The sequence below is a fragment of the Archangium gephyra genome (genome assembly GCF_049060025.1).
GTDB lineage: Bacteria > Myxococcota > Myxococcia > Myxococcales > Myxococcaceae > Archangium > Archangium gephyra_A.
The window spans coordinates 9,720,660-9,736,879 of sequence record NZ_JBMEQQ010000002.1 but is presented as its reverse complement, the minus strand read 5'-3'; the positions used below and the strand labels follow the sequence as shown (position 1 = coordinate 9,736,879).

Here is a 16,220-nt window from a genome sequence, read left to right as displayed (position 1 = left end):
GCACACGCCATGCCCAAGCCAACTCCAGGACCCCGCCCCGATCGCCGCCCCGGTGGCCCCCCCGGCCGCAACCGCCCCCCGCAGCGCCCGGAGAAGCCCGCCCCGGACCGGAGCACTCCGGACATCGGCCAGGACGGGCTCCCCCAGGTCTCGCTCGTCCGCCGGGGTGTCGAGCGCTGGCAGGCCGGCCACCCGTGGATCTACCGGGCCGACCTCAACGGCGACCCCGCCCTCCAGGGCGGCGAGGTGGTGCGCGTCGTCGACGCCCGCGGCTGGTTCCTCGGCAAGGCCTTCTATTCGAAGCAGTCCAAGATTTCGCTGCGCTGGCTCGCCTACGAGGACGTGCCGGTGGACACCGACTTCTTCCGCCAGCGGCTGGCCCTCGCCGACGCGATGCGGCGCCGCGCCCTCCCCGGGGAGACCACCTACCGCGTGGTGCACGGCGAGGCGGACCTGCTGCCCGGCCTCGTGGTGGACCGCTACGGCGACTGCCTGAGCGTGCAGTTCCTCATCCCCGCCACCGAGCAGCGCAAGCAGCTCATCACCGACCTGCTGGTGGAGCTGTTCAAGCCGCGCGCCATCGCCAACCGCTCGGACGTGGGCGTGCGACTGCTGGAGGGCCTGCCCCAGGAGAAGGGCGTGCTGTACGGCAGCCTGCCCGGGCCGGTGACCTATGACGAGGGGCTCGTGCGCGTGCGCGCGGACCTGCTCGAGGGCCAGAAGACGGGCGCGTTCCTGGACCAGCGGGAGAACCACGTCGTGGCCTCGCAGTACGCGTTTGGCGAGGCGCTCGACTGCTTCTCGTACGTGGGCGGCTTCGCGCTGCAGCTCGCCACGCGGGCCGAGAAGGTCACCGCGGTGGAGATCTCCGAGCAGGCGGCGGCGACGCTGCGCGAGAACGCGGCGGCCAACAAGCTGCCCAACGTGGACGTGGTGGTGGCCAACGCCTTCGACTTCCTGCGCGACGCGGTGGACGAGGGCCGGCGCTTCGACACCATCGTCCTGGACCCGCCGTCGTTCGCGAAGAACAAGGACGCCATCGAGGGCGCCCTGCGCGGGTACAAGGAGATCAACCTGCGCGCCATGCAGCTCCTGCGGCCGGGCGGCTACCTCATCTCCGCGAGCTGCACGTACCACATCGACGAGCAGGGCTTCGAGGACATGCTGGCCTCGGCGGCGGCGGATGCGAAGCGGCGGGTGCAGATCATCGAGAAGCGCGGGGCGGGCAAGGACCACCCGGTGCTGCTCAACCTGCGCGAGACGCGTTACCTGAAGTGTTTCGTCCTCCGCGTGTTGTGAGCCGGCCCGTCCCGGTGGGATGATCCACAGCCGCTGAAGCCATGCGACACCCCGACTGGGACGACGACACCGACGATGAGGCCCCCAGGGCCCAGGGCTCGCGCGAGGAGGCGCGGGCCCTGCAGGAGCTGCGCACCATCTACCGGCAGGCGGATGCGGCGTACGCGCCCTTCTCGTGCCCGGCGAGCGGCGAGTGCTGCCAGCTCTCCACGACGAAGCGGCAGCCCTGGCTGTGGTACCCCGAGTGGTTGCTGCTGGCGCGCCACCATCCGCTGCCGCCCCCGAGAGAGGACGGCGGCTGTCCCTACCTGGACGCCGCGGGCAAGCGCTGCACCGTGTACGCGGAGCGGCCGTTCGGCTGCCGCACCTTCTTCTGCGAGCGCATCCGCGGCCCGGCACGTCAGCCAGCCGACACGGTGACCGCCCTGCTGCTGCGGCTGGAGCGCGTCTCCCAGCGGCTCCTGCCATCGTTGACCGGCCCCCGTCAGATCCTCGAGTGGCACGCGGAGGCTTCGCTCCGCGAGGAGGAACCATGAGCCCGATGCCGTGGCGCAACGTCGTCCTGCCCGTAGCCGTTCTCTTCCTGTCCGGATGTGGTACCGGGGGCGGGGCCGTCAGCGGGGCCTTGTTGAACACCGGCATCGCGCTCGGCGCGTCCGCGATCTCCCGCTCCCAGGGGGGTTGCTACGCCGTGTGCCCCGTGGGGACCACGTGCAACGAGGCCACGGGCTACTGCGATCCCCTCCCCTGCCGGGGCGAGTGCGACCCGTTCGAGGAGTGCATCGAGGAGAAGATGGTCTACCAGTGCGTCGCGCGGGGCTCTCGCGATGGGAACATCATCGTCAACCCCGCCGAGCCGCCGGCCTCCGCGTCCACGTCCTCCAAGCCGCGAACCGACGTGCCTCGGGCCGCCAGACTGAGACCCGACGCGCCGCTGCTCACCCCGGCCCCCTCGGCTGAAGAGGAGCGCACGGCGGAACCCACGCCGTGAGCCGCTGGCTCGTCGCACCGCAGGAATTCAAGGGCACCCTCACGGCCGCCGAGGCCGCCGCCGCCCTCGCCGACGGGTTGCGCCAGGGTGCACCCGGCGTGGAGCTGGACGTGGCGCCGCTCGCGGACGGCGGGCCGGGCACGGTGGACGCGCTGCTCGCGGGCGTCGGTGGCGAGCGGGTGACGTGCACCGTCCAGGGGCCGCTCGGTGCCCCCGTGCGAGCCACCTACGGGCTGCTGGACTCGGGGCGCACGGCCGTCATCGAGATGGCCGCCGCTTCCGGGCTGACCCTGCTCGCGCCAAGGGAGCGGGACCCCCGGCGTGCCTCCACCTCCGGCACCGGCGAGCTGATGCGCGCGGCGCTGGAGCGGGGTTGTGAACGGCTCATCCTCGGGCTCGGGGGCAGCGCCACCAATGACGGAGGCACGGGGGCACTCACGGCGCTCGGGTTCCGGTTCCTCGATGCGCAGGGGGCGCCCCTTCCTCCGGGTGGGGCCGCGTTGAAGCGGCTCGCACGGGTGGAGACGGATGGACGGCATCCGCGGCTCGCTGGAGTGGAGCTGCTGGTGGCCACGGATGTCACCTCACCGCTGCTGGGGCCGGACGGGGCCTCGTACCTCTTCGGGCCGCAGAAGGGCGCGGACGAGGCCACTGTCGCCGAGCTGGAGTCAGCCCTGGCGCGCTTCGCCGAGGTGGTCGCGCCCGGACTCGCCCAGACGCCTGGCGCGGGTGCGGCGGGAGGCTTCGGCTACGGGCTGCTGGCCCTGGCCGGAGGGAAGATCGTCTCCGGGTACGAGCTGGTGGCCCGGACGCTGCGGCTGCCCGAGCGGCTCGCCGCCGCGCAGGCCGTGCTCACGGGCGAGGGGCGCTTCGACCGGCAGACGGCGTTCGGCAAGGGGCCCGGCGCGTTGGCGAAGGAGGCACGGGCGCTCGGCAAGCACACGGTGCTGTTCGCGGGAGCCGTCGCGCCCGGCACGGACAGCGCGCCCTTCGACGAGGTGGTCGAGGTGTCCGCGCTCGCCCCGCCCGGTGTCTCCCATGCCGAGGCCCTGCGCCATGCCGGTGCGGGGTGGGCCTCCAGGGGCTCGCGCTGACGGCGATGCCCCGAGGCCCCACGGCTCACGGCGTGTACTTCACCGTGCGCTCCAGCCAGGACATGCCACCGCGTCCGTCACGCGCCACCACCCAGAAGCGCACCTCCTGGGCCTGCGCGTCGCGCGGAGGCGTCCACTCCACCCGGTGCCGCGCCACCCCGCCGCCGAAGTCCGACCCGCCCGTCTGGTTGGGCGAGAAGCTCCCCAGCGTGGTGTGCCACGCCACCTCCCACGCCTCCTGGAGATTCACCGGCTTCAGCTCGAAGGAGGGCACCACGTACGCCTCTTCGCGCCCGGTGAGCTCCGGCACGTTCACCTCGAAAGGCCCCGGGCCCGACAGCTCGCGCGGCACACCCTCCACCCACGGCTCGCCCTGCAGCAACAGGTCCGGCAACTGCGGCTGCTCGTTGGCCTTCATCTCCGGGAAGAAGCGGCAGCCGTACACCATCAGCTTCTGCGCGTAGACCTGCTCGCCACCGCCGCGCACCCACAGCACCAGCGGCATCCGCACGCCGCCCAGGCCGTTGTAGAGATCCTCCTCCAGGATCCGCTGCACCAGGAAGGTGCCGTCCCCCAGCCGCGACGTGCCCGGCCCCGGGAACAGATCAATCACCAGCTCGCCGCCCTTGGTGACCCCGCGCGCCAGCTCCACGCGGTCCTCGCGGCAGGTGTCATCGTCCTGCGAGGCGCAGGCCCACAGGGTGTAATCCAGGTCGCGGCCCTCTCCCGCCGGGTCCGGGATGAGCGCGGTGAGGCGCACCGGGCGCACCAGCGTGTCGGCGAGTACCGCGGGGTCCGTGGAGCACTCCTCGGCGAGCAGCTCGGGCGGATCCATCCGCATCGCGAGCACGCGCAGGTCCTTCACGTTCGACGGAGTGTCCTCGGGCCCCACACAGGCGGCGCACAGCAGCAGGCCCAGCAGGGCGGACAGGTGGCGCATGACTCAGAAGCTCCCCTTGACGCCGACGACCGGGAGGATCGGGATGCCAGGCACCTCGAACAGCTCGCGGTAACGGTAGTCGTAGAAGGTCGCCTCCACGTTGGAGGCATTGTAGACGTTCTGCACGTCGATGTAGGCGTTGAGCGTCCAGCTCTGGAAGATCCAGTTCTTGTCCAGCCGCAGATCCAACTGGTGGAAGGGCTGGAAGCGGATGGAGTTGGACGGGCCGAAGGTGCCGCCGAAGTTGTTCCGGTCCACGTCGTAGCGATCGAACGTGTGCTGCAGCGGCGTGGTGGGCCGGCCGGTGACGTAGCGCATGCGCGCGCCCAGCTCGAAGCCATACGGCAGCCGGTAGCTGGCCACCGCGGTGAGGATGTGCGTCTGGTCCCACGTGGTCAGGCGGTAACCATCACCGCCCACGCGCCGCTGCTCGGAGCGGTTGAGGGTGTAGGCCAGCCAGCCGAAGAAGTCGCGCGTCACCGCGTGCCGCAGCATCACCTCCATGCCGTAGGCGCGCCCGAGGCCCCGGTTGGAGTACTGGAAGCGCGTGAGCGTGCCGTCCTCGTTGCGCACCGTCTCGCCCGGGGAGACGACCAGGTCGTAGCGCCGGTTGAAGTAGCCGGTGACGTCCACGCTGATGATGTCGGTGAGCTGCTGCTCCACGCCCACGCTCGACTGGAAGGAGCGCTCGTGGGTGAGGGCCGGGTTGCCCAGCGGCGCCGCCTCCAGGTTGAAGGCCTCCGGTGGCTGGCTGTAGAGGCCCATGCTGCCCTTGAAGGACGTCCTCTCCGTGGGCTGCACGCGCACCCACAAGCGAGGGTCGTAGGCGAAGCGATCCTGCCCGTAGATGCGGGCGTAGGTGGCGCGCAGCCCGGGCGTCACCGTCACCGGCCCCACCTTCACATCCGCCTCGGCGTAGAGCGCGCCGTCGAAGGTGTTGGCCACGCGGTGGATGTCCTGCATCTCCACCTTGGGCTCGCCGCCGGGGAAGGCCGGGTACTGGATGCCGCCGATGAAGGGAATCCGCCCCTCGCCCACCAGGTGCTCGAACCGCACGTCCGCGCCACCGCGCGCGGTGAGCCAGGGCAGCACCTCCAGCGCCAGGTCCTCGCGCGCGCCGAGCGACCAGATGCTCGCATCCAGCTTCGTCTCGCCGAAGCCGAAGCTGCCCAGGTCATAGCCCGCGTACGGGGTGAACACGGAGGTGAAGCGGCCGTTGCGGTACGTCCAGTCACCCTTGACGCGGTGGAAGAGCGTGCGCGCGTCCACGGAGATGTCGCGGTTGCGCCCGCCGCCAGAGGCCACCACGTTGAGCAGATCATCCGAGCCGAAGGCCATCACGTACCCGGTGTGGCGCCCGCCAGGACCGGGCTCGCTGCCCCGCTTCGCGCCGAAGTCCACACGCACCTGGTAGTCCCAGTAGCGCGGCAGCACGAGCAGCGTGCCGCCCTCGGGGTCCTCGGGGAGCACCGCCGGCAGGAGCACGTCCACGTACGAGCGGCGCGCGGCACCGGCGACGGAGATGCCCTCGGTGACGGGGGCCTCGAGGAAGAAGCCCGAGTCCAGCAGATCGATCTTCACCGAGCCGTGCAGCGTGTCGGTGGAGCCCTTGCGCGTGGCCACGTCCACCGCGCCGCCCACGGCCCGGCCGTAGCGCGAGCCGAAACCACCCGGGAAGAAGTCCACCCGGTCGATGAACTCGGCGTTGAGCACCGAGGGCCCACCACCCAGGTGGTAGAGGAGCGGAACCTCCACGCCGTCGAAGAAGGTGAGCGTCTGGTCCGGCGAGGCCCCGCGCACGATGAGCTGGCCGGCGATGGCGGGCGCCCGCGCCACGCCGGGCAGGTTCTGGATGACGCGGATGGGGTCACCGAAGGAGCCCGGCACCTTCTGCAGCTCCTGGCGCTCCAGGGTACGGCGCACCACTTCCTTCTTCTCGCGGGCGCCGCGCACCACCGTCTCGTAACCGGGGGCCTTGGGCATCAGATAGAAGATGACCTCCGTCGTCTCGTTGGGGGCGAGCGCCTCCTTCGTGGTGAAGAGGTGGAAGTCGTTGGCCACCACGCGCACGTCACAGGTGCCGGGCGTCACCTTCAGGGTGAAGCGGCCGTCCTCGTCCGAGAGCGCCTCGAGGGCCTCCGGGTCATCTCCACAGCGCACCGTGGCGCCGGCCACGCGCGAGCGGCTGCCACGCGCGAGGAGCTGTCCGGTGAGGGTGGCCTCGGGCGGGGGCGGGGGCGGAGCGGACTCCTCCACCTTCGGCGGCTGGAGGACGAAGTTGTAGACGTACTGGATTTGAATGGGGGCCGGCGCGCCATCCACCTCGGCCGGGGAGAACTGGAACTGCCGCACCGCCGCGAGCGCCGCCTCGTCGAAGCCGTCGCCCACGGGCGTCACGACCTGCACGTCGGACACCTGGCCCGTCTCGTCGATGGTGACGAGCATTTCCACCGAGGCCGTCTTCCCTGCCGCGGCGGCCTCGGGCGGATAGACGGCTTCCACGAACCGGACGAGCTCGGGTGCCTTCGTCAGCACCGGGGTATGGACACCGGCGTCCACCTCCTCCCGGCGTGCGCCGTCGTAGGCCTGGGCCCACGCCTGCACGGAGGAGAGCGAGAGAACGGCGAACAGCAACCAGAGGACGGAGCGATTCGAGGCCACGGTGGGGGGCATTTAAGAGGGACTTCCTTGCCGGACAACCAGGAATTCTACCGGCATTCGCCCTGGAGACGCTTGCCCCTACTCGGAGCTATTGGAAGACACCGCCCGGAGGCTTCCAGAGCAGGTAGCCGTGGTCCAGCAGCCACGGGTCCGTGACAAGGCCCTCCACGCGTGAGGCGAGCCGGAGGACGGAGTGCCGGAAGGCCTCCGGAGGGGCTGTGTGTCCCGCCTCGCGCGCCTGCTGCCACGCCGCCGTCCAGTCCGCGAAGAAGGTGTGGATGGGCTCTCCGGGCTTCACCCGGCGGCGGAAGTCGCGGGGCATCCAGTCGCGGAACAGCACGGGCGCGAAGCCGCGGCTGAAGTCGGTGTGGAACAGCAGGGCCTCGCGCGCGAGCCCCTCGGGGACACGCCGCAGCAGGTGCGTCACCAGCACGGCCCCGGGCGTGTCCGTGCTGCCCTCGACGAGCAGCCCCCCTTCGAGCAGCACTCCGCCCAGCTTCTGGTGGATGCCGGGCACCTCCTCGGGACGGTAGCCGCGCAGCAGGTTCATGGCGCGGATGAGGCGCACGCTCTCTCCGGGGCGCAGGGGCAGCTCGAAGCCGCCCTGCCGGAAATCGGTGAGCGCATCGGCATGGACCTGGGCGGACTCCACGCGGGAGGCCTCCAGTTCCACGCCCACCACCGGGAGCCCCGGGTTGAGCTCGCGGAAGGTCTCGGCGCTCTCGAGCGTGGTCCACGGGTGCTCGCCGAAACCGACGTCCACGAAGGCGGCCCGGGCCCAGGCGCCCTCGCTCCGGACCAGCAGCTCGCGCTCCTGGTCGCGCAGGTACACGTCGAGTGCGCTCAAGCGCCCGTGCGAGGTGCGTCCTCGGGTCTTCTTGTCCAGGGAGGTCATGGGCCGGGCCCGGGACTCTATTCCGATCATGCCCGCCACGACGCCACCTCTCCCGTGGACGCATTGGAACATTTCGGGCCAAGGATTCCCCCACCGGACGTGCCCTGCGTTACACTCCGCGTGATTGCTGCATACCCGGAAGGGGGGACTCCCATGATCGCGACCGCTGCGCTCCAGGCCAACCAGGCTGAGTTCGAATTCCAGGTGGGCCCCCATGCCGCGGGAGAACTGGCTGTCGTGGGCTTCGACGCCGAGGAGACCCTCTCCCAGCCCTACTCCGTCGAGGTCCTCCTGGCGCCGCCGCCCGACGTGGGCGTGGAAGAGAAGGCCCTGCTGGGGCAGAAGGCGCTGCTGACGGTGCAGCTCGGGGATGGGACGGCCCGCTTCTTCAACGGCATCGTGTCGCGCGTGGTGCGCTGGGAAGCCAACCGGGGGCCGGATGGCCAGCGCATCCGCGTCACGGTGGTGCCCCGCCTGTGGACGCTGCGGCACACGCGCAAGAGCCGCATCTTCCAGGAGATGACCGTCCCGGACATCGTCCACAAGGTGCTCAACGAGGCCATGGTCGAGCACAAGCTCTCGCTCAATAGTACCTACGCCCCGCGCGAGTACTGCGTGCAGTACCGCGAGTCGGACCTCGACTTCGTGTCCCGGCTGCTCGAGGAGGAGGGCATCTTCTACTACTTCGAGCACACCGAGGACGGGCACAAGATGGTGCTCAACGATGCCTCGCTCACCTGCGCGGCCATGGCCGGCGAGGCGAGGCTCGTCTACCGGGAGCGCAGCAAGAGGGTGGCGGAACAGGAGTCCGTGCACGAGTTCGCCGCGCGGCTGGAGGTGCAGCCCGGCGCCGTCACCCTGCGCGACTTCGACTTCACCCGGCCCGCGCTGGACCTCACCACCGCCAGCACGGCCGACGGGAGCGAGTCCTCGCTGGAAATCTACGACTACCCTGCCCGCTACGAGGACACGGGCGTGGGCAAGGTGTTCGCCAAGGTGCGCCTGGAGGAGCTGCGCGCGCGCTCGGAGCTGGTGAACGGCGCCAGCAACTGCCGGCGCCTGGTGACGGGGCACACCTTCGAGCTGGACGAGCATCCGGTGGGCGCGCTCAACCGGGGCTACCTGCCGGTGTCGGTGCGGCACACGGGCCGCCAGCCGGAGGTGCTCACCATCGAACAGACGGAGCGGGACAGTCAGGAGGGCTACCGCAACGAGTTCCTCTGCATCCCCGCGCAGGTCCCCTACCGGCCAGCGCGCGTCACGGCTCGCCCGACCATCGCGGGTGCCCAGACAGCCATCGTCGTGGGCCCCTCGGGCGAGGAGATCCACACCGACGAGCATGGCCGCATCAAGGTCCAGTTCCACTGGGACCGCGAGGGGAAGAACAACGACAAGAGCTCATGCTGGATCCGCGTGAGCCAGGCGTGGGCGGGACCGGGCTGGGGCTCGCTCTACCTGCCGCGTATCGGGCACGAAGTGGTGGTGGAGTTCCTCGAGGGCGATCCCGACCGGCCCATCGTCACCGGCAGCGTCTACAACGGCCAGAACCCGGCGCCCATCTCGCTGCCCGACAGCAAGACGAAGAGCACGCTGCGCTCCAGCTCCAGCCCCGGCGGCAACGGCTTCAACGAGCTGCGCATCGAGGACTCCGCAGGCGAGGAGGAGATCTTCCTGCACGCCCAGAAGGACTTCAACATCGTCGTCGAGAACGACAAGACGCAGCTGGTGGGCGGCAACGAGACGCTGCTGGTCAAGAAGGACCGCAGCCGCGTCATCGAGGGCAACCAGTCGCTCGAGGTGAAGAAGAACGACGACAGCGTCATCAGCGGCAACCAGAGCCTGGAGGTCGTCAAGGATCGCTCGACGACGGTGACGGGCAACCACACCGAGTCCGTGGTGGGGGACCAGTCCATCTCGGTGGGCGGCAACCAGAACCTGACGGTGGCGCTGGCCTCGGCGGAGACGGTGGGACTGGGGAAGATGCTGAACGTGGGCGGCGCGTATGCCGTCACGGTGGGCGGGGCGCTCAACCAGTTGGTGGGCGGCCTCAAGTCCGAGCAGGTGGGCGGCGCCAAGGTGGAGGTGGTGGGCGCGAAGAAGTCCGAGACGGTGAAGGGCTCGCGCACACTGCAGGTGGGCGGAGATCTGTCCGAGCAGATCGACAAGAACCGCACCCTGAAGGTGGAGAAGGATCTGCTGGTGAGCGTGGGCGGCAAGCACAACCACGCCGTCAAGGACGCCTACACGCTCTCGGCGAAGGAGATCTCCCTGGTGGCCCAGGAGCAGTTCACCCTCAAGGTGGGCTCGGCGACCCTCCAGGTGAAGAAGAACGGCGACGTGGTCATCAAGGGCGCGAAGGTTGAAATCACCGCCAGCGGTGATGTCGTCATCAAGGGCTCGAAGATCTCCGAGAACTAAAAGGGAGCCGGAAAACCATGACCTCACCCACGAATCCATCGGCGGCGCGGGCCTCGGAGTCCGGGGAGCAGCAGGAGCCCATCTGGGGAACCCGGCTGGGATGGCTCGTCGGCAACAATGCCGAGGGCCACTTCCTGGTGGACTACGACGGCAACCGCGCGGGCCCGCTGGTGGCCCGGAGGACCATCACGCTCGAGCCGCAGGAGTTGCACGCGGCCATCGCGGCTCGCCGCAAAGCGGTGCTGCTCTTCGAGAACGGAGACCCGCGCCTGCCGCTGGTGGTGGGCATGGAGCAGGTCCAGAGCGCCACGCCGCTGACGGACGCGGTGCTGGAGGCCGCTCTGCCCGCTCCGGTGGCCCAGCAGCCCGTGGAAGCCCACGTGGACGGCAAGCGGGTCGTCATCGAGGGCAAGGACGAGATCGTCCTCCAGTGCGGCCAGGCCAGCATCACCCTGCGCCGCAACGGGAAGGTCATCATCAAGGGGACCTACGTCGAGTCCCACGCCTCGGGCACCCAGCGCATCAAGGGCGGCTCGGTGCAGATCAACTGACGGGGTGAGGGCGCGCCCTCACCCGTCCATTGGGCCGGTGGTCCGAAACACCGTCACCCCGCCTGCCTGAAGAGTCAGGCCGGGAGTCCTGCTTCGGGGGTGCTCCAAGCATCGAGTGGGAGCGGTCTACTGCTCGGAGCGAGGCGGACCAAGCGGGGAATCGTGGGGTACTCGCGGTACGTCTCCAGGCCGCCCAGTTCGGCGAGCCGCAGGAGGGCGAGGCCCGTCACGTAGATGAAACGCTCCGTGAGAGCTGCCTCCCGAGACTCCGTCTCACGCTTCTGCTTCTCGAAAGTCTCGGTACGCTGGGCAATGGCATCCCCCAGCGCTTGGTTGAACTGCCTGGAATTTCGGTCGAGCAGCGCCTGGCAGAGTTCGAAATGACAGGTAGTGCCGTCTTGGAGCAGCGCCTTCCAGCGAGCCAGGAGCGATTGCAGGTCGAAGGCTCCAGGCGTCTGGAGGTTCACGGTGAACCTGTGCAGGAAGTGGTGGAAGAGGAAATCCTCCTCGTACTCGCAGGAGGGCTCGTGACGCTCCTTGGTCAGGCGAGCAACCTCAGCGGCCAAGGGGAGCTGACCGGCAGCAAGCGCATCCATGAAGGAGAAGTTCTTGCTGGCGCACATGTGGATCTTGTTGGCCGGGTGTCCATGGGCAACGAGTTGCAGGAAGTGGCGCCGCGCCTGAGCTGACTTGCATCTGAGGCATCCCCTCATATAAGGCCGAAAGCTTCACGGAAAACGAGCTGTTCACAGACGAGTTGGGCGAAGCGCTCAATGAGAGGCCGCAACTGGGCTTCGGGCATATTGGGCAGAGCCTGGTAGTACATGCAGCCCTGGCGGAAGAGGGAGTAGGTGCGCTTCTTGGAGGTGTTGGCTTTGAGGTGGCGCTCCATACCCAGGCTCTCGCCAGCAGCCCCCAGCAGCGTCAGCAGGGCACATGCGAAGGCACTCAGTAGCAGCAGCCTGTCACGCCTGTCCGTCTCCGCGATTCGGAAGGAGGACAGGCCCATGCCAAAGCGCAAATCCTTCACGTCCCTGAAACTCTCCTCGATGGTGAATCTCCCGCTGTAGAGAGTCACCACCTGGGCTCCGGAGCTCTCCCCCAGGCTGGTTGCCAGACACCAGGGCTCCTTCATGCCCTTCTTCTTCACGCATACCACCGCGGCGACTTCCACCTCATCGGCCGTGACGCGTGCTCCCTTGAGCTTGCGCAGGTGGCCTGAGGTGGGCACCCACTCCGCTGCCGTCCGGCGCTCTCCCTGCGCGCTGGTGACGATGATTCGCTGGCGGAAGCGCACCACGTACTCGAAGCGCAACTGCTCGAGCAGGGCATAGAGTTTCTGGTCCGCGAAGCCCCGGTCGGCCAGAATCGTCACCTTCACCTCGGGCGCAATCAACTCCCGCAGCCGCAGCAGGACGCTGTCTTCGGCGTCATTGCGCATTCCCTTGAGCGCGGACTTGTTGCGTGCACCGGACCATGTGGAACACCGATTCCGGGGCAAGTGGAACACTGATTCCGGAGCAAGTGGAACGCCCATTCCGACCATGTGGAACACCGATTCCGGGCAAGTGGAACGCACCCGGCAGGTAGGCCGAGGGATGGGCGACACAGTGGAGCGTTGACGGTGCTGGACGAGCCGCCGCCTCTGATCTCCCCGAAGAAGGAGGTCTTGATGGCGGCAGAGAGGCTGTCCATGCGCAAGCTGAGAGAGTTGTTGAGGCAGAGGTTGGAGCTGAAGCTGTCGGTGCGGGAGATAGCCCGGAGCCTGGGAATCGGCGTGGGCACGGTCAACCGCTACCTGTACCGGGCGCAGGCGGCGAAGCTGACGAGTTGGCCGCTGGCGCCGGAGCTGGACGACGACGCGGCGCTCACGGCGCTGCTGTTCGCGGACGAGGGGAAGGTGGTAGCGAGCCGGCCCGAGCCGGACTGGGCGCACGTGCACGCGGAAGCTCAGGAAGAAGGGCGTCACCAAGTCGCTGCTGTGGCAGGAGTACCGGGAGACGCACCCGGAGGGCTACCAGTACAGCCAGTTCTGCGAGCGCTACGCGCGGTGGGCCAAGAGCGTGAGCGTCACCATGCGCCAGGAGCACCGTGCCGGGGAGAAGTGCTTCATGGACTTCAGCGGCGATGGGCTGCAAGTCCACGACGCGGTGAGCGGCGAGGTGCGTGTGGCGAAGCTGTACGTGGCGGTACTGGGGGCCAGCAACTACACGTACGTGGAGCCCGTCTTCAGCGAGGACGTGGCCACGTGGGTGGGGTGCAACCAGAGGGCGTTCGCGTACTTCGGAGGCGTGTCGGAGATGGCGGTGCCCGACAACCTGAAGGCAGCGGTGACGCGCACCAACCGGTACGAGCCGGACATCAATCCCAGCTACGCGGACATGGCGAGGCACTACGGCTTCGCGGTGGTGCCTGCGCGGCCGCGCAAGCCGCGGGACAAGGCGAAGGCGGAGAACGGGGTGCTGCTGGCCGAGAGGTGGATTCTGGCGGCGCTGCGCAACCGGCGCTTCACGTCGCTCTGCGAGGTGCGCGAGGCGGTGGCGGTGCTGCTGGAGAAGTTGAACACGCGGCCCATGCGCAAGCTGGGCAAGAGCCGCCGGCAACTCTTCGAGGAGGTGGAGAAGGCGGCCCTCAAGCCGCTGCCGGACAAGCCCTACGAGCTGGCGCAATGGAAGAAGGCGCGCGTCAACGTGGATTACCACGTGGAGGTGGAGGGGCACTGTTACAGCGTGCCCTACGGGCTGGTGGGGCAGCAGGTGGAGGTGCGTTACACGGCCTCGTGCGTGGAGGTGTTGCAGGCGGGCCGGCGCGTGGCCAGCCACGTGCGCAGTGAGGAGCGCGGACGCTTCACCACCCAGGCCGAGCACATGCCCAAGAGCCACCGCGCGCATGCGGAGTGGACGCCGAGCCGGATTCTCTCCTGGGCCGCCACGGTGGGCCCCAGCACGGCGACGCTGGTGGAGGAGCTGATGAAGCGCCGCCCCCACCCCGAGCAGGGCTTCCGCTCGGCCCTGGGCGTCATCCGCCTGGCGCAGCGCCACGGGCAGCAGCGCGTGGAGAAGGCGTGCGCGCGGGCAGTGCGCCACCGCGCCTACAGCTACAAGTCCGTGGCCGCCATCCTCCAGCACCACCTCGAGGACGCGCAGGCGGCGCACGAGGACAAGGGCCCGCTGCCACAGCACGAGAATGTACGCGGCGCCAGCTACTACCACTGAAGCCTCCCGCGCCCGGCCACGGTGCGCGGACAACTCTCCGCGGTGCTGGCCCTCGCGGCCCGCTACCACGCAGGACGCCTGCGCGCGCCCTTCGGGCGCGCGCAGGCGGCGCAACACCCAACAACCCCCAACGAAGAGACGAGAGAATGCTGACGGAGCAGACGCTGGAGAAGCTCAACGCGATGAAGCTGTACGGCATGGCCAACTATCTGCGCACCTGGATGGAGCGGCCAGCGGACACGCAGCTGGGCCCGACGGAGCTGGTGGGCCTGCTGGCGGACGCCGAGTGGGTGCACCGGGAGAACAAGAAGCTCACCTCGCGCCTGCGCAACGCGCGGCTGCGCCAGACGGCGTGTTTGGAGGACATCGACTACAGCCTGGCGCGCGGGCTGACGAAGGCCCAGGTGCTGGAGCTGTCCACCTCGCGCTGGGTGGCGCAGGCGCAGAACGTGCTGGTGACGGGCCCCACCGGCGTGGGCAAGAGCTTCCTGGCGTGCGCGCTCGGACAGAAGGCGTGCCGCGACGGCTACGGCGTGGTGTACCGCCGTGCCTCGCGTCTCTTCGACGAGCTGGCGCAGGCTCGCGCCGACGGCACCTACCCGCACCTGCTGCGCAGGCTCGCCAAGGCCCAGGTGCTGATTCTGGACGACTTCGGCCTGGAGCCCCTGGGCACCAGCGAGCGCAAGGAACTGCTCGAGGTGTTGGAGGACAGGTATGGCTCCGGCGCCACCGTGGTGACGTCTCAACTCGACCCCAAGGACTGGCACGCGGTGATTGGCGAGGCCACCCTCGCCGACGCCATCCTCGACCGGCTGGTGCACAACGCCCATCGGCTCAAGCTCACGGGCGACTCGGTGCGCGACCCGGAAAGGAATTTGACCCGGTCCAAGAAGGGGGCGAAGTGAACCCCGGCCAGCGTCGCTGACGCTCCGACTGTTCCACATGGCCGGAACGGGTGTTCCACTTCGCCCGGAACGAGTGTTCCACTTCGCCGGAATACGCACTTGTGGACCGTCAGCCACACCAGGGGCGTGGAGCGCCCGTGTCCTGTGCGCAGCGAGGCCACCAGCGTGGTGTGGTCGTCCTCGTCGAAGTCCGTCCAGTCCAAGGCCACCACAGCCTCAGTTCGCTGTCCCATGACGTAGGGCACCCAGAGAGAAAGCAGGTGCCACACGTCCACTCCCGTGTTGGACAGCAACCTGTCCACCTGCTTCACCCCGTGCTTGCCCTTCTTCCCCCTCGCCACTGCCAGCGCCTGCCCTATGGCGTACACCGAGAGGCTCGCGGCGTGGATGACGCCCAGCGTCGCCAGGGAGAGCGACAGGACTCTCTTGGCGTGGAGGTCTTCTCCGAAGAGTCCGGCGAGGAATTCATGCACCTGCTGTTCGTTGATGGCTTGAGTGCCCACTTCTCCGGTAACATCCATGACCCTACTGCTCAAACCACTTGGCCAGATACACGCTTCCTCGCCTGCTTGCTAGATGAGGGGATGCCTCAGGGTCCGGAGAGCTTAGAGGAGGCAATCTCATACGTTCAGTGTCCTCAGACGAGGAAACACTTCTCGCCCATTGCGATGTACCTGGCGCCGGTCATGCCCTCCTTATCGAGGACAGCACGGAGATCACCCCGGATGATGACGACGGCGGGCATGTCCTGGATGCGAAAGAACCTGGCTTCTGGATCGACCCGCTCGGGATCGAGCTGGAGCTTTCGCAACTGCGAGAACTGCCCTGGTTTCAAGGCGGACTCCTTGAACTCGGACCTGCTGCGATCGACACAGTCTCGAGTTCCGAGCACGTTGGCGATATAGCAATCCTCGTTGGCGACACGCCCTTTGTGGTCGTGGATGGCAACGGGGAGGAACTCGATGCTTGCGCCGGACTCCCGTTCCAGCAGGTCCCTGAGCCGTCGGGTGGAGATATGCAGGTGGGAGTTGTTGAAGACCAGATCCGGAACGACCAGTCCGGCGTGTCGCTTGTCCATGTCCAGTCGCACCTTCGAGGGATGATGCTCCCCCATGGGTTGTCCCTTGGCGATGCGCCATGTCTGGCGATCGAAAGGCTCCGGGCACTGCCCTAGTTTGCAGAATTCCGGGGTGCTGAGGGGCTCGAAAATGAAGTAGTCGTGCATGATGTTCTTGAAGCTTGGTGTAGGAG

The 16,220-nt window shown here is 68.6% G+C and carries 12 protein-coding genes and 2 pseudogenes; 8 read left to right on the top strand and 6 right to left on the bottom strand.

From position 1 onward, the window contains the following. The first annotated feature begins 9 nt into the window (after positions 1 to 9). From ACN28I_RS42590 to ACN28I_RS42575, 4 genes are read left to right on the top strand one after another with little or no spacing between them, the layout of a single operon-like run. Complete coding sequence (locus ACN28I_RS42590; RefSeq protein WP_420947600.1) at positions 10 to 1,299, top strand: class I SAM-dependent methyltransferase; 1,290 nt, start codon at positions 10 to 12, stop codon at positions 1,297 to 1,299. A gap of 41 nt (positions 1,300 to 1,340) precedes the next feature. Further along, a complete protein-coding gene (locus ACN28I_RS42585) occupies positions 1,341 to 1,835 on the top strand; it encodes a YkgJ family cysteine cluster protein (protein ID WP_420947599.1) in 495 nt (164 codons plus the stop codon). Beyond that, positions 1,832 to 2,290 (top strand): hypothetical protein, encoded by a 459-nt coding sequence (locus ACN28I_RS42580; protein ID WP_420947598.1) that lies wholly within the window; start codon positions 1,832 to 1,834, stop codon positions 2,288 to 2,290. The genes ACN28I_RS42585 and ACN28I_RS42580 overlap by 4 nt, the downstream gene beginning before the upstream one ends. Then, the gene (locus tag ACN28I_RS42575) at positions 2,287 to 3,384 is read left to right on the top strand and encodes a glycerate kinase (protein WP_420947597.1); all 1,098 of its coding nucleotides are present in this window, start codon (positions 2,287 to 2,289) and stop codon (positions 3,382 to 3,384) included. The genes ACN28I_RS42580 and ACN28I_RS42575 overlap by 4 nt, the downstream gene beginning before the upstream one ends. A gap of 25 nt (positions 3,385 to 3,409) precedes the next feature. On the opposite strand, the gene ACN28I_RS42570 is transcribed toward ACN28I_RS42575, so the two are convergent. The 3 genes from ACN28I_RS42570 to ACN28I_RS42560 all read right to left on the bottom strand — a co-directional run bounded on the left by ACN28I_RS42570 (position 3,410) and on the right by ACN28I_RS42560 (position 7,880). After that, positions 3,410 to 4,324, bottom strand: a complete 915-nt coding sequence (locus tag ACN28I_RS42570) for a hypothetical protein (protein ID WP_420947596.1) — start codon at positions 4,322 to 4,324, stop codon at positions 3,410 to 3,412. A gap of 3 nt (positions 4,325 to 4,327) precedes the next feature. Then, a complete protein-coding gene (locus ACN28I_RS42565) occupies positions 4,328 to 6,997 on the bottom strand; it encodes a TonB family protein (protein WP_420947595.1) in 2,670 nt (889 codons plus the stop codon). 76 nt (positions 6,998 to 7,073) lie between these two features. Then, positions 7,074 to 7,880, bottom strand: coding sequence for a methylase (locus tag ACN28I_RS42560; protein ID WP_420947594.1), 807 nt, complete (start codon positions 7,878 to 7,880; stop codon positions 7,074 to 7,076). 153 nt (positions 7,881 to 8,033) lie between these two features. Between ACN28I_RS42560 and ACN28I_RS42555 the strand changes: the two genes are divergently transcribed. Then, positions 8,034 to 10,298, top strand: a complete 2,265-nt coding sequence (locus ACN28I_RS42555; protein WP_420947593.1) for a type VI secretion system Vgr family protein — start codon at positions 8,034 to 8,036, stop codon at positions 10,296 to 10,298. 17 nt (positions 10,299 to 10,315) lie between these two features. Continuing rightward, complete coding sequence (locus ACN28I_RS42550) at positions 10,316 to 10,849, top strand: DUF6484 domain-containing protein (RefSeq protein ID WP_420947592.1); 534 nt, start codon at positions 10,316 to 10,318, stop codon at positions 10,847 to 10,849. A gap of 74 nt (positions 10,850 to 10,923) precedes the next feature. On the opposite strand, the gene ACN28I_RS42545 is transcribed toward ACN28I_RS42550, so the two are convergent. Together ACN28I_RS42545 and ACN28I_RS42540 are read right to left on the bottom strand one after the other, a co-directional pair. Continuing rightward, positions 10,924 to 11,472 (bottom strand): hypothetical protein, encoded by a 549-nt coding sequence (locus ACN28I_RS42545; protein ID WP_420947591.1) that lies wholly within the window; start codon positions 11,470 to 11,472, stop codon positions 10,924 to 10,926. Positions 11,473 to 11,558: 86 nt separating this feature from the next. Next, positions 11,559 to 12,308, bottom strand: a pseudogene (locus tag ACN28I_RS42540) (IS4 family transposase); the annotation flags it as partial. Positions 12,309 to 12,542: 234 nt separating this feature from the next. On the opposite strand from ACN28I_RS42540, the pseudogene istA reads away from it, so the two are divergent. After that, positions 12,543 to 14,064: pseudogene (gene istA, locus ACN28I_RS42535) on the top strand (IS21 family transposase). 146 nt (positions 14,065 to 14,210) lie between these two features. After that, complete coding sequence (gene istB / locus ACN28I_RS42530; protein WP_420943654.1) at positions 14,211 to 14,969, top strand: IS21-like element helper ATPase IstB; 759 nt, start codon at positions 14,211 to 14,213, stop codon at positions 14,967 to 14,969. A 637-nt stretch (positions 14,970 to 15,606) separates the two neighbouring features. Here istB and ACN28I_RS42525 read toward each other — a convergent pair. After that, entirely contained in the window at positions 15,607 to 16,194 is a 588-nt protein-coding gene (locus tag ACN28I_RS42525) for an imm11 family protein (protein WP_420947590.1), read from the bottom strand. Between the last annotated feature and the right edge of the window lie 26 nt (positions 16,195 to 16,220).